The organism is Pseudomonas sp. Ga0074129 (assembly GCA_001465025.1).
Lineage (GTDB): Bacteria > Pseudomonadota > Gammaproteobacteria > Pseudomonadales > Pseudomonadaceae > Aquipseudomonas.
This window is the reverse complement of the sequence record LNDO01000036.1, coordinates 1-20,579: the sequence shown is the minus strand read 5'-3', so window position 1 is coordinate 20,579 and position 20,579 is coordinate 1. Positions and strand designations below refer to the sequence as shown.

Genomic DNA, 20,579 nt, shown 5'->3' with positions numbered 1-20,579 from the left:
CTTATAAACGAGAAGTGTCCAAGGTGCCACTGCGTGACATTGATGTGACAAAAAACGTCATTTTTTAACCTGTGGTGCGCCTGTATGGGTGGTGAAAAGTGGTTTTGTCTGCGTTCTGCAGGTTTTGCGAGTTGGCACGTCATTTGTATGGAATGCAGGTACGAGCCAAATGGCTACGTTAAAAACCTATTTAGGAGAACACTATGAAGTCGAACAAGAGCCAGAAGGGTTTTACCCTGATTGAGCTGATGATCGTGGTTGCAATTATCGGTATTCTCGCCGCGGTTGCTATTCCTCAGTTCCAGGACTACCAAGCCAAGGGCTATGACAAGTCCGCTCAGTCCGATGCGCGCAATTTGCTGACCGGCGCCATCGCCAACTCTAACTAATTCAAGGTGACTGAGATCATGAAAAAAATTATCGCTGCTTCCTTAGTTGCTGGCCTCTTTGCCTCTACTGGTGTTTTTGCTGGTGGTGCTACCACCCCAACGGCCAAACAGCTGGTCGATGGTTATTTATCGTTCAGGGCTGGTGATGCTACCAACATCAACCTGGCAGAGCAGTTTGCTGTGACTGCTATTCAAGGTCGTACCGGTTTCGTTAAAAACAATTTCGAAAGCACTTTGTCTGCCAACGTTGCCGCCGGTGTAAGTGATCTTGCAGGAACTAATCGCTTTGGTGCTGTTGCCGGCTCGAATAAAGGCTACGTCGTCTTCACCGGCTCTTCAGTAGGCGGTAGCGTGTCCCAGTGTGGTCCTCAGATTGCCAAGACCGAAGCGCTCTTGGCAGCCAAAGCGGTAGTGACTGGTACTCTTAACCTAGCCAATGCAAACGGTTGCGGTATTTCTACTACGCCGTAATTGTTACAAGTGCTTTTAATGACTCCCCTTTACTGGGGAGTCTTTGTTTTTGTTATGGATGATTAAAGATGTTTGAGTTAGCAGCCTTAGGCGTGCGGGCAGGAGTGCGGGGGCAAGGATTTCGTATCCTGCTGCTGATCACGTTGGTACTGCTGGGTGCGGCGTTGCTGGCGGGTAATTTTTCCGGACGCCAGCCGTTGACGGTAGCCTTGGATGTGGGGCTGAGCGGGTTGCGTTTTGTACTGCTGTTAATGGCATTGCTTTGGGTGCAGGATTTGCTGGCTCGTGATATAGAGCGCAAAACTATCTACTTTTTGCTTGCATACCCGATTACCCGAAGCCAGTTCCTGTTTTCCCGTTTTTTCGCCGTCGCTTTCTTAAGCGCAGGCGCACTGGTTTTCGTCGGCCTGGCGTTATGGCTGGTGCTGTATCTATTTGGTTCTAGCCATCCGCAGCTGCAGCCTCCTGCGCTGGGCATGCCCTATGTGATGGCGCTGCTGGGTATCTGGTTAGATCTGCTGGTGGTTACAGCTTTTGCCATTTTATTGGCCAGTATTTCTACTACCCCTTATTTACCGTTGCTGCTGGGGTTTGCTTTTGCTCTCGCTGCTCGTGGGCTGGGTCCAACTATTAGCCACTTGCGTAGCGCGCGGTCTGATCCCTTGCATGAAGCCATGTTTAGCCCTGTGCTGGAACATGCTTATGCTTGGCTGCCCGATTTGTCGCGGCTGGACTGGAGGGCGCTGGCGTTATACGGGTTGACTCCCGATTTACCGGCAATGGGGCTGGCTGCACTCAACGCAATCGCTTATATCGCGCTGCTTATGACGCTGGCTGCAGTGGTCTTTCAGCGGCGCAACTTCACATGAGTCTGTGGCGTCCTCTGTTGGTGGTTGTTTTGTGTTGGGGCGCTTTTGCCTACAGCGGCCTGCGTTTGCATGACCATCAACGCTTGGATCAGCGTCTTGAGGTGCTGCGGGTGCGCCTACCGTTGTTGGTGCAATTACTCTATTCGGGCGGTGACCCCTATCTGGCGGCGAATCTTAATGTATTTCGCAGTGTGGTGGTGGATACGGCAGTGACCGAGCGGGAGACCTATCGTATTCAGGGGCAGTTGCAGGTAGACGCTGCGCGCTTCAATCCTTTACATGAAGATAATTACTACCTGGCGGCCGCGATACTACCGTGGAACGATCAGGTTGACGCGGGGCAGGCGGTGCTGATTAAGGCTGCAGAGGCTCGCACTTGGGATATGTGGCCAGCGTTTTATTACGCGTTTAACGCCATGTATTTTGAACGCGACATGACCCGGGCAGGGCAGTGGGCGGAGGTTGCTGCACAGCGGCATCCTCGTAATGCTCCAGCTTTGCGTAGCATGGCTGCGGCTTGGTATGAGCGGCAGAATGACTCTGCGGTGGCGTTGGATGTATTGCGCAATATGTATGCGCAAAGTACCGACAAGGATTTTCGCCAGCTCCTGGGTTGGCGTATTGCGCGCCTGGAGGGTTTGCTGGCACTGCGCGTAGCATTGGCTGATTACCAGCAGCAACATCAAGGCAAACTGCCCACTGCCTGGGAGCAGCTGATTGGCTATGGTGGGCTTAAGGTTTTCCCTGAGGATCCGCTGGGTGCAGGTTACACGCTTGACGCCAGCGGTGAGTTGCAGGTGGCTGACCATATCGACATACGGAAGCAAGAATGAATCTGGTTGAAGTGGCGGGCTTGATCAAACGATTCAAGCTAAAGGGGCGGGAAGTCAAAGCCCTTGATAATGTGAGCTTTACGGTCGCCGCTGGCGAGTCGGTGGGTTTTATCGGCCAGAACGGTGCGGGTAAAAGTACAACGATCAAGATCCTATTCGGTGCTATCCGTGCCGAATCTGGCGCAGCCTTGCTGATGGGGCGCTCGGCAGAAGATCCCCTCTCGCGCGCTGGTGTGGGTTATGTACCGGAAAATCCTTATCTGTATGAGCAACTGACCCCGCGTGAAGTGTTGTCGGCAGGTTTACGTCTGCATGGTATTCGTGGGCAAGAGAATACCCGGCGCACTGAGTTGTGGCTGGATAAGTTGGGCATTGCCTACGCCGCCGATAAGCGTATTCGCAATCTCTCCAAGGGCATGACGCAGCGAACCGCCCTTGCTCATGCATTTGCTATTCGGCCTGAATTGCTGGTGCTGGACGAGCCCATGTCAGGGCTGGACCCTGTTGGGCGTAGGCAAGTGGCTGACCTGATGCAGGAATACCGTCAGCAAGGCGGTACGCTTTTTTTCTCCACGCACATCCTGCATGACGTTGAGCGTTTGGCTGATCGTTTTGTGATGATTAACCAAGGGCGAATCGTCGCCCAGCAATCCATGGCCGATATGTTGGCCAGTCAGAATATGCTGGTTGTGCGGTATCACGGTGATACGGCGATTGAGGGTTTTCGGCCTGACGCGCAGCGTATCTGGAAAGGCATGTGTCCGCGTGAGCAGCTTGCGGCGTTGCTGGTGCAGCTCGAGCAGTGTGGGGCTGTGTTGATTGACGCACACCCGCAGAGCACGTTGGAAAATGTCTTTGAAGGATTGGTGCTCCCATAAGTGAGCCAGTGTTGAGTTCAGGCGGACAGGTTGGAAGGACGTTGGCGCTTGATTACGTGCCAGCCCTTGATGGCCTGCGTGCCGTGGCCATCGCATTGGTCATGGTGTTTCACGCCGATGTCCCTTTTCTACCGGGTGCCAATCTTGGTGTAGACATTTTTTTTGTGTTGAGCGGCTTTCTGATTGGACGTTTGTTATTAGCCGAATACAGCGCGTATGGCGCTTTGAACTTAAAGCGCTTTTATCGCCGCCGCTTATGGCGTTTGATGCCACCGCTTGTGGTGTTGGTTGCGTTGTATGCACTGATTGCGCCACAGATTTGGCCAGATTATTTCTTTCACCTGCGTGATGTGTTTGCTGTACTTCTATACCTCGCTGATATTGCTTTGGTCTTTGGCGATGGTCCGCAATATATGGCTCACACGTGGTCACTGGGTATTGAAGAACGCTTCTACCTTTTGTTGCCTGTGCTGTGTCTTTTTTTAATGCGTGGTGTGGCGGGAGCGCTTGTTTGGCGAGTTTTCCTGCTATTGGCTGTGCTCGTAACTGCGTGGCGTTTTTATTGGGTTTACGCGGCGTATTCAGGGACGCTTTATTATCGCTTTGATCTGCGTATCAGTGGTTTGCTGCTAGGTGTTGCTGTGGCTTGGGTGCCGCCAAATTTATTGCCAGATTTAAAACGTGTGAGCAGCCTTTTTTTGCCTCTGCTGATATTGCTACTGCTTTTACTGATACTGCCCGATCATGGTCAGGCATGGCGATTAGGTTATGGCTTGACGGTCGTAGAGATACTAACCGTTCTTTCTGTTTTGTGGGTTGTTCAGCAGCCAGGGTGCATATTGTCTGTGGTGCTGGGTAAGTCATGGTTGGTTTTCATTGGGAAAATTTCCTATGGGTTATATTTATTTCATTATCCCGTGATGCAATTTATAAAAGCAGAGTATCCGTGGCCTGTCACGATTGGGGTAGGTGTGCTGGTGGCTTTTATATTGGCTGTTTTGAGTTGGTATTTGCTTGAAAAGCCCATTAGCGTGTGGCGTAAGAGTCGCTAAAGTGTGGCGCTGTACATTTTGATTTTTTGCAGTTGATTATTCTCATCTGCACGACAAGTCCGAGCCGCTCAGTAGGTTTTCTAGAGGCTCAGCCGCATCGACAAATCCACTGCCTTTACATCCTTGGTCAGTGCGCCGATCGAGATGTAATCCACGCCAGTTTCGGCGATCGCACGTAAGGTGCTTTCGTTTACGCCGCCTGAGGCTTCAAGTTTTGCGCGGCCAGCGGTGAGGGTTACGGCTTCACGCATTTCCTCCAAGCTCAGCTCATCCAGCATGATGATGTCGGCTCCTGCATCCAAGGCCTGGCGCAGCTCTTCCAGACTCTCCACTTCAACTTCCACGGGTTTGCCGGGGGCGATTTTGTGCGCGGCGGTTATTGCTTGGGCGATGCCGCCGCAGGCGGCGATGTGGTTTTCCTTGATAAGGAAGGCGTCGTAAAGGCCGATACGGTGGTTGTGGCAGCCGCCTTGGGTCACGGCGTACTTTTGTGCCACGCGCAGCCCGGGCAGGGTTTTGCGGGTGTCGAGCAGTTTCACGGAGGTGCCTGCGACTAAATCTGCGTAGTGTTGGCAGCGAGTGGCCACGGCAGACAGGGTTTGCAGGAAGTTCAGGGCGCTGCGTTCGCCGCTGAGCAGGGCGCGTGCCGGACCTTGTAACTCGAAGAGCACCTGATTGGCTTCGGCGCGCTGGCCATCCTGTATATGCCAGTGCACCTTTACCTGAGCATCCAGTTGGCGGAATACCTCATTCACCCAAGCGGTGCCACAGATCACCGCTGCTTCACGGGTGATGACCTTGGCATGTGCCTGGCGTTTGGCGGGGATGAGCTGGGCGGTGATGTCGCCGCTGCCGATGTCCTCTGCCAGTGCAACGCGCACATTGGCCTCGATTTCAGCGGCGAGGTCGGCAAGGATAAGGTTAGGCATGGCAGGCTCCAGTCAGCAGAATGCGCCGATTATAGGGATTGCAGGGCATTTGCGCAGTGTTTGCGCGTTAGGCTGGCTATGCTGTGGGTGTCTTTAGTGCGAGGTTGGTGGCTGATTGAGCGGCAGCTGGTCGTCTGTAGCTAGCCGTTGGGAAGCTGCCGGGCTGCATCTGTGATCTGGGTCATGTCTGTGAGAAAAGTCAGCTTGGTATGTGCGTGTGCATCCCTATAATGGCTTTACTTTTAAGGTGGTATTTGTTGACGCCAGGCCTTTGACGTTACGGATGACGCTCAGTTGATCGCTGTGCAGATCGGTTCGCCCAAGAGGGGCAGTCTGCAGGAGACTCGCAATGAAGACTGATGCGAATGTGGTTCATCTGAGCAAGGTGAGCCCTAAGCTATCACCCACTTCGCCGGTAGGAAGACTGCCTGTGGCGCTAACAAATGTGCGTGACAAAGCGGCTCAACAGCTCAAGGCTTCGTTGCAGGCGCTGTTTGATAATGCCGACGATACGCTGTTTGAAATGGCCGATCGTGCGACTAGCAATGCTGAGCAGAATGCCTTTTTTGAGGCGATGCGCGATTTGCGTTTAAAGCGTAAAAACATCGAGCGCGGCTTTCTGCAGAAGGTTTTTGAAGCCTTCGCCACGCTCAATCAATACGAGATTGGCAAACCGGCACCACTAGATGCAGTGTCTTTCGATTCGTTGTCTCTGGTGCAAAACGATGCGCTGGAAGAGTCGGTGGCGCTGGAGTCGATGGTGGCCAAGGTGATGAGCCGTGACGCCACGGCGCTGAGCCACCTGACCACGCGCATCAATGCGATGGTCAGTCGCAAGTTGGATGACAAGAGCAACCCGCTCGGGCCGACCTGTTTGTGCGCGTTCTTTCTGGATGCCTGCAGTGATTTGGGCGTTGAGATCCGCGTCAAGCTGATCATTCTCAAACTCTATGAAAAGTACGTACTCAGCGGACTGGATCAGCTCTATGGCGAGGCTAATCAAGCGCTGATTGATGCCGGTGTATTACCCGAACTGCAAAGCGCACCGGTACGGCGTAATCCGTCACGGCCGAGTGCGGCTGCGGGTTCTGCGCGTCAGGATGCGGAGGCTGGCTTTGCAGCAGAGTTTGCCGATGAGGGCGTGCAGGAAGTGTTTGGCGCGTTGCAGGCGTTGTTGTCCGAGGCGCGCGGCACATTGGCACCACGCCGCAATCGCCCGGCTGATGCCTTGCCGATTTCCACCAATGATTTGATGCGCCTGCTGTCGCACATGCAGCAGCGTGCGCCTGCGCAGGTGAGCGACGATTTTGATCTGCGCGAGCAACTAGAAGGTCTGCTGACGCGCGCCAGTGCCAAGGCGGGTAAAGCCCGTGTGGTAGGCGAGGTTGATGAGGATGTGATCAACCTAGTGTCGATGCTCTTCGAGTTTATTCTCGATGACCGCACGCTGCCGGACTCGCTCAAAGCGCTGATCGGGCGCTTGCAGATCCCCATGCTGAAAGTGGCTGTGATCGACAAAACCTTCTTCAGCCGTGGCAGCCATCCGGCGCGCCGCCTGCTTAATGAAATCGCCTCGGCGGCCCTGGGTTGGGGTGAGCAGGACGATACACAGCGCGACAGCCTGTACCAGAAGATCGAGCAGGTGGTGCAGCGACTGCTTAATGACTTTGTCGATGATCCGCTGATTTTTTCCGAATTGCTGGCGGAATTTACCGCCTTTACCGGCGATGAGCGTCGGCGCAGTGAGTTGCTGGAACAACGCACCCGCGACGCCGAGGAAGGCAGCGCAAAAGCCGCCATGGCCCGGCGAGAAGTGGAGCAGGCGTTGAACGAGCGACTGCTCGGTAAAACTCTGCCGGAGGTGGTGGTGCGTTTGCTGCAGGAGGCGTGGAGCAAGGTGTTGATGCTTACATGCCTGAAGCACGGTGTGACCTCGCCGGAGTGGCATGCGGCGCTGGCGACCATGGATGATTTGGTGTGGAGTGTGGAGCCTCACGAGGAGCCAGAAGCGCGCATGCGTTTGCTGGAGATGGTGCCGGGGCTGCTCAAGGCGCTGCGTGAAGGCATGGCGAGTGCGGCGTTTGATCCGTTCTCCATGGGTGAGTTTTTCAATCAACTGGAGGCGCTGCATGTGCAGGCTTTCCAGCGCTTCAAGCGCAATATGGCCGCCGAGCAACCGGCCATCGATGTTATTGCCGTCGCAGGCAGTGAGGACGAGTCTGCGTCACTCAGTGCCCAATCCGCTGTCGAGTTGGAGTTGCCATTGTTGGTGCTGCCGGAGGCTGAGGCGGTTGAAGCGCCAGCGATGGTCGAGGTGGTTGAAGAGATTATTCTGCTCGCACCCGGTGAGTTGCGCCCGGCTGAACCGGAGATCTGTCTGCCGGATGACGATGAGGCGTTGTTGAAAGTGGACAACCTGCACGTCGGCAGTTGGGTCGAGTTTCAGGAAGATGACGAGCATAAGTTGCGTTGCAAGCTGGCGGCGGTGATCAAACCCACCGGCAAGTTTATTTTCGTCAACCGCACGGGCATGAAGGTGTTGGAGAAAACCCGTATGGGCTTGGCGGTGGAGTTCCGCCGCAACGCCATTCGCCTGCTTGATGACGCCTTGTTGTTTGATCGGGCGCTGGAGTCGGTGATTGGCAATTTACGCAAACTCAAAGGTGCGTGATTCGTCGCCTTATCAGCCACAAACATGACGCCGCCTCGGCTAATACCTTGGCGGCGTTTTTGTTTGGGTTTATGCAGCTAGATTTTGGGCGCGTTGTTGGGCTTCGCTTCGCTCAACGCCAACCTACGGATCTGCTCACGCTTGGCCTTAAAGCGCCGCTGCTCTAGAGTGAAGGCTCGTTCAAGGAGCTTGTTATGCGGCTGGATCCCTCCAGTGGCTGGTGCGAAGGTGTTGAGCACTGCCCGTCCCCCAACTTCAATCAGCGGCCGCTGGCCGAAGTATCTTTGCTGGTTATCCATAACATCAGCCTGCCGCCGGGCCAATTTGGCACAGGGAAGGTGAAGGCTTTTTTCCAGAATCATTTGGATGGCAACGAGCACCCCTATTTTGCGGGTATAGCCAGCATGACGGTGTCGGCGCATTTTTTGATAGAGCGTGGCGGTGGCGTCACTCAGTTTGTTTCCTGCAACGAGCGCGCCTGGCATGCGGGGCAGTCCTGCTTTGAGGGGCGAGACAACTGCAATGATTTCTCCGTAGGTATTGAGCTGGAAGGCACCGATGATGTGCCTTTTACTGAGCTGCAATATGTCGCATTGATTGCGTTGACGCGCGAGCTGCAAGCGGTTTACCCAGCCATTACGCTGGAGCGGATTTGTGGTCACAGTGATATTGCCCCAGGGCGCAAAACTGATCCGGGGCCGGCATTTGACTGGTCGCGTGTGCGCATGACGTTGGTTAAGGAGACGAGATGAATTTTCTGGTGCTGTTGCTAGTGCTTTGGGTGGAAAAATTTTCCTCGTTGCGCAACAAGGTTCAACAGGACGGTCCATGGTTGGGCTTACTTGCGACGGTAGAAGGCAAGCCTCGTACTGAGCATCAGCCGTGGTTGGCGCTGGCCGTGCTGGTGCTTGCGCCGGTGTTGTTGTTGGGGCTGGTGCTGTGGCTGTTAGAACCTCTGGCTTACGGCTGGCTGGTATTGCCTGTGCATGTGTTGGTGGTGATTTACAGCCTGGGTCGCGGCGATGTACTGGCAGCGCTGGGGCCGTTCCGTGACAGCTGGCGGCGTGGCGATGCGGAAGCCGCTTATCTGGTGGCGCGACGCGATCTGTCGGTCGAAGCAGAGGACGAAGCCTCCCTGCTCAAAGGCGTGCAGGGACATTTGGTATGGCAGGCCTATCAGAGTTTTTTTGCGGTGATTTTTTGGTACGCATTGCTCGGGCCCATGGCCGCGCTGGCTTATCGCTTGATTGCCTTGGCGGTGGAGCACAGCACCACGCCTACCCTGCGCGAAGCCGCGGTGCAATTGCGCCATGGCTTTGATTGGCTGCCCGTGCGTGTGCTGGCCTCCAGCTTTGCCTTGGTCGGCAACTTTGCCAGCGTTAGCCGGGCGTTGCTGCACGAACTGTTGAGCTGGGACATCAGCGCGGCGCAGTTGGTCATCATCAGTGCGCGTGCGGCGGGGGAAACGCCAGAACCGGTGATTGGTGAAGCTGGCGTGAGTACGCTGGACAGTCTTTGGCAGCTCTTGGTGCGTGCGGCAATGCTTTGGTACGCCGCCTTTGCGGTGTGGATTCTGCTCATCTGAACTCGTCATTCCACAGCCAGGCCGCCCCGCGAACGCCACTGGAATCGCCATGGCGAGCCTGTACCAGGCGCGTATTGACCTGATCTGAAAACACGTACTTGGGTAACAGCGGCAGCACCTGTTGATACAGCTCAGACGTATTGGACAGGCCGCCGCCCAGCACGATGACGTAGGGGTCAATCAGGTTGATCACAGAGGCCAGTCCGCGCGCCAGTTGATCGCAATAGCGTGAAAGCGCTTGCTGCGCCGCCGCATGGCCGCTGTGCGCTGCGCTGACCAAGGCGCTGGCATCCAGCCCCAGCGCGCTGCGTGCCGCCCAGCCCGGGCCACTGAGAAATGTTTCGATACAGTCATCCTTGCCACAATAACAACGACGTATCGGCCCGTCGTCTTCGCGTCGCCAGGGCAGGGGGTTGTGGCCCCATTCGCCGGTAATGGCATTGGGCCCGCCGAGCAACTGTTGACCAATAACCAGACCTCCGCCCACGCCAGTCCCCAGAATTACCCCGAATACACTGTGCGCCCCGGCACCAGCACCGTCGCACGCTTCAGACAGGGCAAAACAGTCAGCATCGTTGGCCAGGCGCACGGGACGTTGCAGGCGCTGCTCAAGATCACCCTGTAAGTCTTGGCCAATCAGGCACTGTGAGTTGGCGTTTTTTATTCGGCCGTGATCCGGTGAGCGTGTGCCCGGAATGCCCACGCCAAGGGAGCCTTGCTGGCCCATTTCACGCTCGCAATCTTCAACTAAGCTGGCAATAGCCGCGACGGTCTGCTGATAGTCCCCTTGGGGTGTGGGCACACGACGACGCAGGCGTTGGATGCCGTTATCGAGGGCGATGATTTCGATTTTTGTACCGCCTAGGTCCACGCCGAATTTCATGTTGCTTCGCATCATTAACCTTAAGTTACATAGGAAGAGGTCGATAAAAGGTATACATAGCGCCGACCTCAACTGTTTAGTGAGGTATTGGTCACGCTAATCTGCCTTTATTTGCTCTGCTGATCCACACGCCACAGGTCGAGCAGAAGAAGACAGGTTTGCCGCAGTTTGAGATTCTCTGCGGCTACGTTGTGCCTACTATGACAATAATTAGAACTGGAGACGCCCTGTGAAGACCGTGTTGTATCCGGCCATCGCGCTTATGAACCGCCTCAGTTTCGGGATGAAATTCAGCCTGATCAGTGTGCTGTTCTTTATGCCTATGCTGGTCACCAATTTCTATCTGGTGCGCGACTCCTATCGCCAATTCATCAGCACCCAGGCAGCGCTTGAAAGCATCGATTTGCTTAGCGAGAGCCTGCTGCTACGGCGCAATCTTGAGGATTACGTCGACCTCACCGAAATTAACGCCATGATCGGTCAGTCCGGTCAGGGTGGTGATTTGGATTCACGCCTGAACCGTCTGCATGATTCTATCGCCACCTCCCTGCAGAGTTTCGCCGCTGTGGTGCATGAAGCGGAGCAGATTGAAGAATTCAACAGCAAGCGTGATGAGCTGATCGCTGAGCTAGAAGCGATCAAAAATGAAACTTCACTGCAAGGCAAGATTGCTCTGGCCGAAAAGCTGCTGGGCTCCTCGCAGGTGCTTATCAAGCTGGTGGCCAATCAGGCGGGGCTTAGCCAGGACCGCGACGGCGCTGTCCGGCAGATGGTTGAGTTGGTGACTGTTGCAACGCCCACGGTCACCGCAACGCTAAGTGAAGGGCGAGCCATCGGTGCGTACTCGCTGGCGCAGGGCTTTCTTAATTCCTCGGCCAGTACTGCTTTTGATGAGTTGCTGCTGGAGCTGGAAAAACTGCACGCAGAGTACGGTTTGACCCTGCAAGCCACGCTCAACAGCAGCGCGCAAGCCCGTGCCGCCTTGGCCACTCAGGCCGCAAACAGCCTTGAAACGCTCAAAACCAGTGCGGTGATATTTGAAGATCAAGTGGTTATTGCCGACTCGCTGGATACGCCTTGGGGGCAGTTCTATACCGACGTCAGCAGTGCGATGGATCAAACCTATCAACTCAACAGCGCTGTGCTTGAGTACCTTGAGCAGCAACTGCAGGTGCGCCTGCTAGAAAATCGCTCGCAAATGGTGCTGCTGGTCGCTGCGCTGGCAGTGGTGTTCCTGCTGATTGTGTATCTGTACAGCGGCTTTTATGTATCGATTCGCGGCACCCTGAAAAGCCTCGGTCGGGTGATGAATCAGGTGGCTGCCGGCGACATGACGGTCAGCTTCAAAGCCCAGAGCCGTGATGAGTTGGGCGAGTTGGGCGAGGTGTTTAACGAGACGGTGAGCAAGATTCACCAACTGATTGAGCGCGTCGGGCAGACGGTTGTAGAGGTTGAGCGCCAAGCAGATCGTGTGCAGCACGTATCGGGCGAGAGCAACAATGCCGTGGCTGGCCAGCGTGGGCAGATTGATCAGGTTGCTACCGCCATGAATCAGATGTCTGCTACCGCGCAGGAGGTGGCCAGCAGCGCAGCGGCAGCGGTGGGCAGCGCGCAAAGCGTGAACCATGAAACTGAAAATGGCCGCGTGCTGGTCGAGTCCCAGGTTGGCAGCATTCAGCGTTTGGCCAGTGAAATCGACCAATCGGTTTCAGTGATCAACAAATTGGCCAGCGACAGCGCTTCGATCAGCCAGGTGTTGGATGTGATCAAAGGCATTGCTGAGCAAACCAACCTGCTCGCGCTCAATGCTGCCATTGAGGCCGCACGTGCCGGTGAACAGGGGCGTGGTTTTGCCGTCGTTGCCGACGAAGTACGTAACCTGGCCAAGCGCACTCAGCAGTCCACCGAAGAAATCGAGTCCATGATTGCCAAACTGCAAAGCGGCGTGAGCGCAGCGGTTAAAGCCATGAATACCAGCCACCAGATGGCCGACAACACGGTCAGCGAGTCGTCCAAAGTGCAGCAGGCGTTGGAAAACATACTCGGCGCTGTGGGTATGATCGTTGATCAGAACCAGCAGATTGCCACCGCTGCTGAAGAGCAAACGGCTGTCGCGCAGGACATTGATCAAAACATCGTGCAGATCAGCCAGGCCGGTGAGCTAACCGCCGAAGGCGCGAACCAGACCGAGCAAGCCAGCCGTGAACTGTCCGCCTTGGTGGCGCAGCTCAAGCAGCTGATTGGTGCGTTCCGCGTTTAGATAAAGCCGTACGCAAATCAAAAGCCCGTCGAGTTGACGGGCTTTTTTGCAGTTGAGTTTAGCGATGCGCTGGGTCTTAAAGTCACACCCGCTTGGCCATGGCGGGCAGGCAGTAGCCCGGCTGAAATCCGGGAGCGGTGCCAGTCGTTAACTGTTCTCGAATTGCACCCGGGCTACGGTGGTTGCGTCAGCCTCCCAACCAAATAAATGCGCCGCATTGCGGCTGCTGGCGCTGGCCAGCTCGGCGGGGCTGATGCAGCGCAATTCGGCCAGGGCTGTGCAAATCGCTGGCAGGTATTCCGGGCTGTTGCGCTGGTAGGGGTACATGGCGGGAGCCATGTCAGGGGCGTCGGTTTCCAGCACGATGGCCTCCAGCGGCAGTTGTGCGACCACTTTGCGCAGGCGCAAGGCTTGTGGCCAGGTGGGTGCGCCGCCAAGACCCAGTTTGAAACCGAGTTTGAGGTATTCGCGGGCTTCTTCAAGGCTGCCAGCAAACGCATGGATGATGCCGCCACGGCCCGGTTTTAAGCGTTTGAGCGTGGCGATGGTCGCGGCATGGGCGCGGCGCACGTGGAGCAGTGCAGGCAGCTCGAATTCGATGGCGAGCTTGAGTTGAGCTTCGAACAGCCGCTGTTGCTGCTCACGGTCCAGCGTGTCGAGAAAGTAGTCCAGGCCGATCTCGCCCACGGCGCAGAGCTTGGGATGCCCGGCGTAGCGGGTCAGCCAGTCACGCAGTTCGCTCTGGTGCTCCGGGCGATGCTCTATCAGATACACGGGGTGTAGGCCGAAGGCGGCGTACAGGCTGTCTTCTGCCTGTGCCAGATCCCACACACGCTGCCAATTGGCCTGATGCACGCCTAACACCACCAGGCGCGCGACGCCCAGATCGCGGCAGCGGGCCAGCAGTTCGCCGCGATCAGCGTCGAAGTCGGGGAAATCTAGGTGGGTGTGGGTGTCGATCAGGTGCATGGTCTAGTGTTTGCTCAAACAGTGGTCTTTGCAGGGAGCAGGGTAGCTTATGGGCGGGCTGATTAGGGAGCGTGCCAGAACGCTGCGGCGTGAGATGACCGAGGCAGAGCGGTGTCTTTGGTATCAACTGCGCGCCCATCGCTTTATGGGGCTGAAGTTCAATCGGCAAAAGCCGCTAGGTCGTTACATTGTTGATTTCGTTTGCTTGGAGATGCGCCTGATCATCGAGTTGGACGGCGGTCAGCACGCCGAGCAATTTGTGTATGACCAGCGGCGTGATTGTTGGCTGCGAACGCAAGGTTTTGATGTTTTGCGTTTCTGGAATCATGAAGTATTGCTGCAAACGGATGCTGTGCTTGAGCGATTGCGTTTGCGGGTGGAGCAAAATCAGCCCTCTCCCCCAGCCCCTCTCCCGCAAGCGGGCGAGGGGAGCTAGCCGTGTCGTTTTGGAAGGGGATGCATGACGCAAAATCGCGCGTCGCTAACGCACGTGAGGTAGGTAGCAGATCGACGGCTTGTCACATTCGGCTCCCTCTCCCGCAAGCGGGCGAGGGGAGCTAGCCGTGTCGTTTTGGAAGGGGATGCATGACGCAAAATCGCATGTCGCCAACGCACGTGAGGCCGGTAGCAGATCGACGGCTTGCCGCGTTCGGCTCCCTCTCCCGCAAGCGGGCGAGGGGAGCTAGCCGTGTCGTTTTGGAAGGGGATGCATGACGCAAAATCGCATGTCGCCAGCGCACGTGAGGCAGGTAGCAGATCGACGGCTTGCCGCGTTCGGCTCCCTCTCCCGCTTGCGGGAGAGGGTTGGGGAGAGGGTGGTGCGGTTTAGTGATGCTCGCGCGTGGCGCGGAATTTGATGTCCGGCCAGCGTTCTTCCATCAGCGCCAGGTTGACCCGCGTCGGGGCCAGGTAGGTGAGGTGGCCGCCGCCATCCAGTGCGAGGTTTTCCACGGCTTTGTTGGAAAACTCTTCTAGCTTCTTCTTATCGCTGCATTCGATCCAGCGCGCCGACCACACGGTGATGGGCTCGTAGGCGCACTCGACCTTGTATTCCTCTTTCAGGCGGCTGGCGACCACGTCGAACTGCAGCACACCGACGGCGCCGAGGACTATGTCGTTGCTGCGCTCGGGGAAGAACACCTGGGTCGCGCCTTCTTCGGCCAATTGCTGCAAGCCTTGGCGCAGTTGCTTGGACTTCAGCGGGTCTTTCAGGCGCACGCGGCGGAATAGTTCCGGGGCAAAGTGCGGGATGCCGGTGAAGCCCAGTGCTTCGCCTTCGGTGAAGGTGTCGCCGATCTGGATGGTGCCGTGGTTGTGCAGGCCGATGATGTCGCCAGCGTAGGCTTCAACCAGCATTTCACGCTCGCTGGAGAAGAAGGTCAGGGCGTCGCCGATGCGCACGTCCTTGCCGGTGCGCACGTGGCGCATCTTCATGCCCTGGCTGTATTTGCCCGAGCAGATGCGCATAAAGGCGATGCGGTCGCGGTGTTTGGGGTCCATGTTCGCCTGAATCTTGAACACGAAGCCGCTGAACTTCTCTTCCACCGGCTCCACGGTGCGCTCGTTGGCCACCCGTGCCAGCGGCTTGGGTGCCCAATTCACCACGGCATCCAGCACGTGATCAACGCCGAAGTTGCCCAGCGCGGTGCCGAAGAACACCGGGGTCAGTTGGCCGTTCATGAACTCTTCTTGATTGAATTCATGGCAAGCACCCTGCACCAACTCCAACTGCTCGATAAAGCGCTCGTACTCATCACCGAGGTGGGCGCGGGCTTCGTCGGAGTCGAGTTTTTCGATGATTTTCACATCGGTGCGCTCGTGGCCGTGGCCGGGGGTGTAGACGATGATGTAGTCATCGGCCAGGTGATAAACGCCCTTGAAGTCTTTGTAGCAACCAATTGGCCAGGTGATAGGCGCGGCTTTGATCTTGAGGACTGCTTCGATCTCGTCGAGCAGCTCAATCGGGTCGCGGATATCACGGTCGAGTTTGTTGACGAAGCTGACAATCGGCGTGTCGCGCAGGCGGCACACGTCCATTAAGGCGATGGTGCGTGGCTCAACGCCTTTACCACCGTCGAGCACCATCAGCGCGCTGTCCACTGCGGTCAGGGTGCGGTAGGTGTCTTCGGAGAAGTCTTCGTGGCCGGGGGTGTCGAGCAGGTTGATCATGTGCTCGCGATACGGGAACTGCATCACCGAGGTGGTGATCGAGATGCCGCGCTGTTTCTCCATTTCCATCCAGTCGGACGTCGCATGGCGGTCGGATTTACGCGACTTCACCGTACCGGCCACGGCAATCGCCTTGCCCATCAACAAGAGCTTTTCGGTAATGGTGGTCTTACCGGCGTCGGGGTGGGAGATGATCGCGAATGTGCGGCGTTTGCCGACTTCGGTGGCCTGGAGGGTCATTGTGCGGAATCCGTCGACTGAAGAGTCGGTCTGTCAAAAAAGGCGGCGATTATAACGGTAAACGTCGGCCCGCGCGGCGACCTGAAGTCAGCGTGACAAAACAGTGATTTAGCGTGGCTTGTGCAGCATTCCATAACGTTTTGTTTTGAATATAAAACGTTCAGTCAATAAGGCGACAAAGGGGGTCAAAAGCACGGCATTTTTTGATTGATCTCGGCTCCCCATGGCCCTAAAGTTCGCGCCCGAACGTCCATGCTGGCAACGATCCATCCGGCTCAAGTACTGACGACGAGAGGTTGTCCTCTATATAGACAATCCTCGGCGACACAGCCTTGGGAAGTAGGCGAACCAAAATGGGGAAACTGATCAGACGTTCTGCCTGCGCGCACCGCAGGTCTCCCTGAACGGTGGGCGAGTGACTGTGTTGCAGTGCTCGCCTGCTGAATGTGTTTTAACTGGTTCTGCCCACTGGAGCTCACGCATGTCGATCAAGGTCGAAGACTATTACGCACCCGCCACTTTTCAGCGAATGAAAGCTTTCGCTGATACCCAGGAAACCCCGTTCGTACTGATCGACACCTCGATCATCAGCAAGGCCTACGACGACCTGCGCGCGGGTTTTGAATTTGCCAGCGTGTATTACGCCGTCAAAGCCAACCCGGCTGTGGAAATCATCGACCTGCTCAAGGAAAAGGGTTCCAGCTTCGACATCGCCTCGATCTACGAGTTGGATAAGGTGATGAGCCGTGGTGTTGGCCCTGAGCGCATTAGCTACGGCAACACCATCAAGAAATCCAAGGACATCCGTTACTTCTTTGAGAAGGGCGTGCGCCTGTTCGCCACCGACTCGGAAGCTGACTTGCGCAATATCGCAAAGGCCGCGCCGGGCGCGAAAGTCTATGTGCGCATCCTCACCGAAGGCTCGACCACGGCGGATTGGCCTCTGTCGCGCAAATTCGGCTGCCAGACGGACATGGCCATGGACCTGCTGATCCTCGCGCGCGACCTGGGCTTGGTGCCGTATGGCATCTCCTTCCACGTCGGTTCGCAGCAGCGCGATATCTCGGTGTGGGACGCGGCGATTGCCAAGGTCAAGGTGATCTTCGAGCGCTTGAAAGAAGAAGACGGCATCGAACTCAAACTGATCAACATGGGCGGCGGCTTCCCGGCCAACTACATCACCCGCACCAACAGCTTGGAAACCTATGCCGAGGAAATCATCCGTTTCCTCAAGGAAGACTTTGGCGACAACCTGCCGGAAATCATTCTGGAGCCGGGCCGTTCGCTGATCGCCAACGCCGGCATTCTGGTCAGCGAAGTGGTGTTGGTCGCGCGTAAGTCGCGCACCGCCGTCGAGCGCTGGGTGTACGTGGACGTGGGCAAGTTCAGCGGGCTGATCGAAACCATGGACGAGTCGATCAAATTCCCGATCTGGACCGAGAAAAAAGGCGAAGTGGAAGAAGTGGTCATCGCCGGCCCTACCTGCGACAGCGCCGACATCATGTATGAGAACTACAAGTACGGCCTGCCGCTCAACCTGGCCATCGGTGACCGCCTGTACTGGCTGTCCACCGGCGCGTACACCACGAGTTACAGCGCCGTGGAGTTCAACGGCTTCCCGCCGCTGAAGTCGTTCTACCTGTAAGGCAGTATTCACTGCGGTTCAAGAAGGCACGGGCTTAGCACCGTGCCTTTTTTCGTTCTGCCCCGCGTGTGACCAACGCTCATAGTCGACCCTGACGCGATGCTCTACAGCCGGCGCTGCTGTTGCTATGCGACGCGCGCTGGCCGCGGCGTGGGTCGGTGAGAGTGCATTACAATCTTGTTACAAATAAGTTCCTGTAAAGGCTATGTAAAGATTGATTGAGATCGCATCTCATTTAAGATCCGCGCAGTCTTAAAAGGAGTGATTCTTGTGCGCAAATGCAAATTACCTGCTGATGGTTATTCATTCGTTCGATCGTTCTGCCTAACCCCCCTCGCTACGGCCCTCTTAGTTGCCATGTCGCCTTCCGCGTTTGCGGATGAGAGCAAGAAGGTCAAAGAGCTTGACTCGATGAGCGTGATTGCCAACCCGGAAGATCCGCAAAGCTCGACCGGCTCAGCTTATGTGCTCACCGAGCGTGAGTTGGAGAAATTTTCCTCCAGCAACGCCAACGATGTTTTGCGCAGCGTGCCGGGTGTTTATACCCGTGAAGAAGTTGGTCAAGGGGTATTCCCGCGCATCAGCATCCGTGCTGCCGCGAGCGGTCGCAGCGATCGCATCTCGGTGTTGGAAGACGGTATCCCGGCTGCTATGGCCCCTTATGCCAATACCTCGGCCTACTACTTTCCCAATATGGGGCGCATGAGCAGCGTTGAAGTACTCAAAGGACCGGAAATTCTGATGCATGGTCCGCACACCACGTCCGGTGTGGTCAATTTAATCTCCACGCCAATTCCCGAGAAGGCCGGCGGCAAGCTCAATGCCGAGTACGGCTCTTTTGGTGCGCTCAAGTTACACGCGCATTACGGTGCGACCGAAGGTCAATGGGGTTTTCTGGTTGAGACCTACCAAGCGCAAGGTGACGGTTTCCATGAAATCGACCGCTCTGATCGCTCAGCGGGGCACGATGTTGAGGAATACATGGGTAAGCTGCGCTGGACCAGCGATGCCGATGCGGCCTATGCCCAGGAGTTGGAGCTGAAGTTACTGTATGGCGTTGAGGTCGCAAACGTCAGCTACCTTGGCCTGACAGATGAGGATTTCAAGCGTGATCCTAACCGCCGCTACGGTCTGAGTGAGTTGGAGCAGATGGACCGCGGTCGCAAATCGGCCAGCTTGCGCCACGTGTTTGGTTTTACCGATAACACCCAGTTGACTACCACGGCCTATTGGAGCGACACCTACCGCTACTACGACCGCATCAACCAGATTAACGGGGTTAACTTGGGTGGCGTGACCTCCATCGTCAACAACGGGCTGGCCAATGCTGGCTTGATTCAAGGCGTGCTCGATGGCACGGCCGATACGACGCATGCCAACCATGTGCGTTATCAGCATGGGGATCAGGAATACATCAGTCAGGGGCTACAGACTCAGGTTGACCACTGGTTTACGACCGGTGTGCTTGAACACGAGTTGATGGTCGGCGTGCGCTGGCATGAAGACACCACAAAGAATCAGGTCAAGGGCCGTGCCTCCAGTGTCTACCGCCAGATCAATGGCCGCCTCGTTTATGATCGCACGACGTTGGGCGCACCCCAGCAGGGCGAAAGCGAAGCCTGGTCCGGCTGGATTGCTGATCGAATCAGTGTGGGCAAGTGGACCTTGTTGCCGATCCTGCGTTACGAAGACATCGAATCCAAAGCCAACATCGCCTCCAATGCAACTCCGGCTCAGCGCGCCGCGCGTGCCACCAATAGCCTGACCAGCACGACCGCTGGCTTGGGCGTGAACTATGCACTGACAGAGCAGTGGACCTTGCTGGCTGGTGTGCATGAAGGCTTTGCTCCACCGGGTAACGGTGCCTCTGAAGGGACTGAGGGCGAAGAAAGCCTTAACTACGAAGGCGGTGTTCGCTTCCGTAGTGGCAGCTTCGGGGTCGATGCCATTGGTTTCCTCACGGACTACCAAAACGCCGTGCGTACCTGCCTGGTGGCTAACCCATGCCCGGGTGGCATTGTTGAAGGCAGTCAGCAAGACGGTGAGAAGGAGGTCTACGGGGTTGAACTGGGTCTGTTTGCCGATCTTTATCAAGGTCGTGGTTACACCGTCCCGGTGCGCCTGGCCTACACCTACACCGATGGCGAGTACACCCGTGGCTCTGACACCGGTGCGGTACTCAAAGGGGATGTGATCGATTACACCCCAAAAAATATCGGTCAGCTGCAAATTGGCCTTGAGGCCGATCGTGGCTGGAGTGCGTATGCGGCGTTGAATTATTCCGACGAGTCCTATACCTCTCCCATTGCCGGGCGTTCGGGTGTGGATGATCGCTTCCTGAAGACGGATGATCTGTTCACGGTGAACTTGGTTGCTACTTACCCGCTGACTGAGCAAGCAGATGTTTATGCGCGTCTCGATAACGTGTTTGACGAGCAAGCCATTACCCATCGCGGTGCAGACGGTGCGCGCGGCAATGCGCCAAGAACAGCAGCGGTAGGTGTTCGCCTGAGCTTCTAAGCAATAACACCATGAGCCCCTGAATACAGGCAGGGGCTCATGGTCCTTCTTCCCGCCTACCTTCTGCCTTTTAAATCGCGCTTTTCAGGCTTCATCCCTTAATACAGATCTAATAAAGATGGCTCTGTCTGAGTTAACTGTTGCAGTGGTCTAAACTGAATCGTGACATCTCCGAATACGAGGGATTGATCATGAAGACGATTCAATTTTCACGGT

Annotated in this window: 18 protein-coding genes; 13 read left to right on the top strand and 5 right to left on the bottom strand. The window is 56.3% G+C overall.

Annotation, left to right across the window (positions count from 1 at the left end; genetic code table 11):
* Positions 1-203 precede the first annotated feature (203 nt).
* From AUK77_RS02125 to AUK77_RS02100, 6 genes are all read left to right on the top strand, one after another.
* Positions 204-389, top strand: a complete 186-nt coding sequence (locus AUK77_RS02125) for a prepilin-type N-terminal cleavage/methylation domain-containing protein (protein WP_296125645.1) — start codon at positions 204-206, stop codon at positions 387-389.
* 18 nt (positions 390-407) lie between these two features.
* Positions 408-860, top strand: a complete 453-nt coding sequence (locus tag AUK77_RS02120) for a hypothetical protein (protein ID WP_296125643.1) — start codon at positions 408-410, stop codon at positions 858-860.
* A gap of 68 nt (positions 861-928) precedes the next feature.
* Positions 929-1,729, top strand: a complete 801-nt coding sequence (locus AUK77_RS02115; RefSeq protein ID WP_296125641.1) for an ABC transporter permease — start codon at positions 929-931, stop codon at positions 1,727-1,729.
* Entirely contained in the window at positions 1,726-2,562 is an 837-nt protein-coding gene (locus AUK77_RS02110; protein ID WP_296125640.1) for a hypothetical protein, read from the top strand. Before AUK77_RS02115 ends, AUK77_RS02110 begins: the two co-directional genes overlap by 4 nt.
* Positions 2,559-3,440: an ABC transporter ATP-binding protein gene (locus AUK77_RS02105; protein WP_296125639.1), complete on the top strand. Its 882-nt coding sequence runs from the start codon at positions 2,559-2,561 to the stop codon at positions 3,438-3,440. The genes AUK77_RS02110 and AUK77_RS02105 overlap by 4 nt, the downstream gene beginning before the upstream one ends.
* A 41-nt stretch (positions 3,441-3,481) precedes the next feature.
* Positions 3,482-4,492, top strand: coding sequence for an acyltransferase (locus tag AUK77_RS02100; protein ID WP_296125637.1), 1,011 nt, complete (start codon positions 3,482-3,484; stop codon positions 4,490-4,492).
* A gap of 80 nt (positions 4,493-4,572) precedes the next feature.
* On the opposite strand, the gene nadC is transcribed toward AUK77_RS02100, so the two are convergent.
* Positions 4,573-5,421, bottom strand: coding sequence for a carboxylating nicotinate-nucleotide diphosphorylase (nadC, locus tag AUK77_RS02095; RefSeq protein ID WP_296125635.1), 849 nt, complete (start codon positions 5,419-5,421; stop codon positions 4,573-4,575).
* Between the two features lie 349 nt (positions 5,422-5,770).
* On the opposite strand from nadC, the gene AUK77_RS02090 reads away from it, so the two are divergent.
* Positions 5,771-8,092 carry a DUF1631 domain-containing protein gene (locus AUK77_RS02090; RefSeq protein ID WP_296125634.1) on the top strand — a complete coding sequence of 774 codons (2,322 nt, stop codon included), beginning with the start codon at positions 5,771-5,773 and terminating at the stop codon, positions 8,090-8,092.
* Between the two features lie 77 nt (positions 8,093-8,169).
* Here AUK77_RS02090 and AUK77_RS02085 read toward each other — a convergent pair whose 3' ends face one another.
* Entirely contained in the window at positions 8,170-8,391 is a 222-nt protein-coding gene (locus AUK77_RS02085) for a hypothetical protein (protein ID WP_296125680.1), read from the bottom strand.
* Here AUK77_RS02085 and ampD point away from each other — a divergent pair.
* Together ampD and ampE are read left to right on the top strand one after the other, a co-directional pair.
* Positions 8,287-8,844, top strand: coding sequence for a 1,6-anhydro-N-acetylmuramyl-L-alanine amidase AmpD (gene ampD / locus AUK77_RS02080; protein ID WP_296125632.1), 558 nt, complete (start codon positions 8,287-8,289; stop codon positions 8,842-8,844). The two genes, AUK77_RS02085 and ampD, sit on opposite strands and share 105 nt — an antisense overlap.
* Positions 8,841-9,677 carry a regulatory signaling modulator protein AmpE gene (ampE, locus tag AUK77_RS02075; RefSeq protein WP_296125630.1) on the top strand — a complete coding sequence of 279 codons (837 nt, stop codon included), beginning with the start codon at positions 8,841-8,843 and terminating at the stop codon, positions 9,675-9,677. The genes ampD and ampE overlap by 4 nt, the downstream gene beginning before the upstream one ends.
* Here ampE and AUK77_RS02070 read toward each other — a convergent pair.
* Complete coding sequence (locus AUK77_RS02070; RefSeq protein WP_296125629.1) at positions 9,670-10,560, bottom strand: ROK family protein; 891 nt, start codon at positions 10,558-10,560, stop codon at positions 9,670-9,672. The two genes, ampE and AUK77_RS02070, sit on opposite strands and share 8 nt — an antisense overlap.
* Before the next feature lie 229 nt (positions 10,561-10,789).
* On the opposite strand from AUK77_RS02070, the gene AUK77_RS02065 reads away from it, so the two are divergent.
* On the top strand, positions 10,790-12,820 hold the full coding sequence (locus AUK77_RS02065; protein ID WP_296125627.1) for a methyl-accepting chemotaxis protein: 2,031 nt from the start codon (positions 10,790-10,792) through the stop codon (positions 12,818-12,820).
* Between the two features lie 147 nt (positions 12,821-12,967).
* Here AUK77_RS02065 and AUK77_RS02060 read toward each other — a convergent pair whose 3' ends face one another.
* Positions 12,968-13,789 (bottom strand): TatD family hydrolase, encoded by an 822-nt coding sequence (locus AUK77_RS02060; RefSeq protein WP_296125626.1) that lies wholly within the window; start codon positions 13,787-13,789, stop codon positions 12,968-12,970.
* Positions 13,790-13,838: 49 nt separating this feature from the next.
* Here AUK77_RS02060 and AUK77_RS02055 point away from each other — a divergent pair, with 49 nt between their 5' ends.
* Positions 13,839-14,225, top strand: coding sequence for an endonuclease domain-containing protein (locus AUK77_RS02055; RefSeq protein ID WP_296125624.1), 387 nt, complete (start codon positions 13,839-13,841; stop codon positions 14,223-14,225).
* Between the two features lie 389 nt (positions 14,226-14,614).
* Here the strand turns inward: AUK77_RS02055 and AUK77_RS02050 are convergent, their stop codons facing one another.
* Positions 14,615-16,198, bottom strand: a complete 1,584-nt coding sequence (locus tag AUK77_RS02050; protein ID WP_296125622.1) for a peptide chain release factor 3 — start codon at positions 16,196-16,198, stop codon at positions 14,615-14,617.
* 481 nt (positions 16,199-16,679) lie between these two features.
* Between AUK77_RS02050 and AUK77_RS02045 the strand changes: the two genes are divergently transcribed.
* Both AUK77_RS02045 and AUK77_RS02040 read left to right on the top strand, forming a co-directional pair.
* A complete protein-coding gene (locus AUK77_RS02045; protein ID WP_296125620.1) occupies positions 16,680-17,843 on the top strand; it encodes a type III PLP-dependent enzyme in 1,164 nt (387 codons plus the stop codon).
* 357 nt (positions 17,844-18,200) lie between these two features.
* Entirely contained in the window at positions 18,201-20,363 is a 2,163-nt protein-coding gene (locus AUK77_RS02040) for a TonB-dependent receptor (protein ID WP_296125619.1), read from the top strand.
* Positions 20,364-20,579: the final 216 nt, after the last annotated feature.

Excerpts from the sequence above, each read along its gene's own strand:
- AUK77_RS02125 (WP_296125645.1), top strand. The coding sequence starts at position 204 with ATGAAGTCGAACAAGAGCCAGAAGGGTTTTACCCTGATTGAGCTGATG.
- AUK77_RS02120 (WP_296125643.1), top strand. The coding sequence starts at position 408 with ATGAAAAAAATTATCGCTGCTTCCTTAGTTGCTGGCCTCTTTGCCTCT.
- AUK77_RS02115 (WP_296125641.1), top strand. The coding sequence starts at position 929 with ATGTTTGAGTTAGCAGCCTTAGGCGTGCGGGCAGGAGTGCGGGGGCAA.
- AUK77_RS02110 (WP_296125640.1), top strand. The coding sequence starts at position 1,726 with ATGAGTCTGTGGCGTCCTCTGTTGGTGGTTGTTTTGTGTTGGGGCGCT.
- AUK77_RS02105 (WP_296125639.1), top strand. The coding sequence starts at position 2,559 with ATGAATCTGGTTGAAGTGGCGGGCTTGATCAAACGATTCAAGCTAAAG.
- nadC (WP_296125635.1), bottom strand. The coding sequence starts at position 5,421 with ATGCCTAACCTTATCCTTGCCGACCTCGCCGCTGAAATCGAGGCCAAT.
- AUK77_RS02090 (WP_296125634.1), top strand. The coding sequence starts at position 5,771 with ATGAAGACTGATGCGAATGTGGTTCATCTGAGCAAGGTGAGCCCTAAG.
- ampD (WP_296125632.1), top strand. The coding sequence starts at position 8,287 with ATGCGGCTGGATCCCTCCAGTGGCTGGTGCGAAGGTGTTGAGCACTGC.
- AUK77_RS02085 (WP_296125680.1), bottom strand. The coding sequence starts at position 8,391 with ATGGATAACCAGCAAAGATACTTCGGCCAGCGGCCGCTGATTGAAGTT.
- ampE (WP_296125630.1), top strand. The coding sequence starts at position 8,841 with ATGAATTTTCTGGTGCTGTTGCTAGTGCTTTGGGTGGAAAAATTTTCC.
- AUK77_RS02070 (WP_296125629.1), bottom strand. The coding sequence starts at position 10,560 with ATGAAATTCGGCGTGGACCTAGGCGGTACAAAAATCGAAATCATCGCC.
- AUK77_RS02060 (WP_296125626.1), bottom strand. The coding sequence starts at position 13,789 with ATGCACCTGATCGACACCCACACCCACCTAGATTTCCCCGACTTCGAC.
- AUK77_RS02055 (WP_296125624.1), top strand. The coding sequence starts at position 13,839 with ATGGGCGGGCTGATTAGGGAGCGTGCCAGAACGCTGCGGCGTGAGATG.
- AUK77_RS02050 (WP_296125622.1), bottom strand. The coding sequence starts at position 16,198 with ATGACCCTCCAGGCCACCGAAGTCGGCAAACGCCGCACATTCGCGATC.
- AUK77_RS02045 (WP_296125620.1), top strand. The coding sequence starts at position 16,680 with ATGTCGATCAAGGTCGAAGACTATTACGCACCCGCCACTTTTCAGCGA.
- AUK77_RS02040 (WP_296125619.1), top strand. The coding sequence starts at position 18,201 with ATGTCGCCTTCCGCGTTTGCGGATGAGAGCAAGAAGGTCAAAGAGCTT.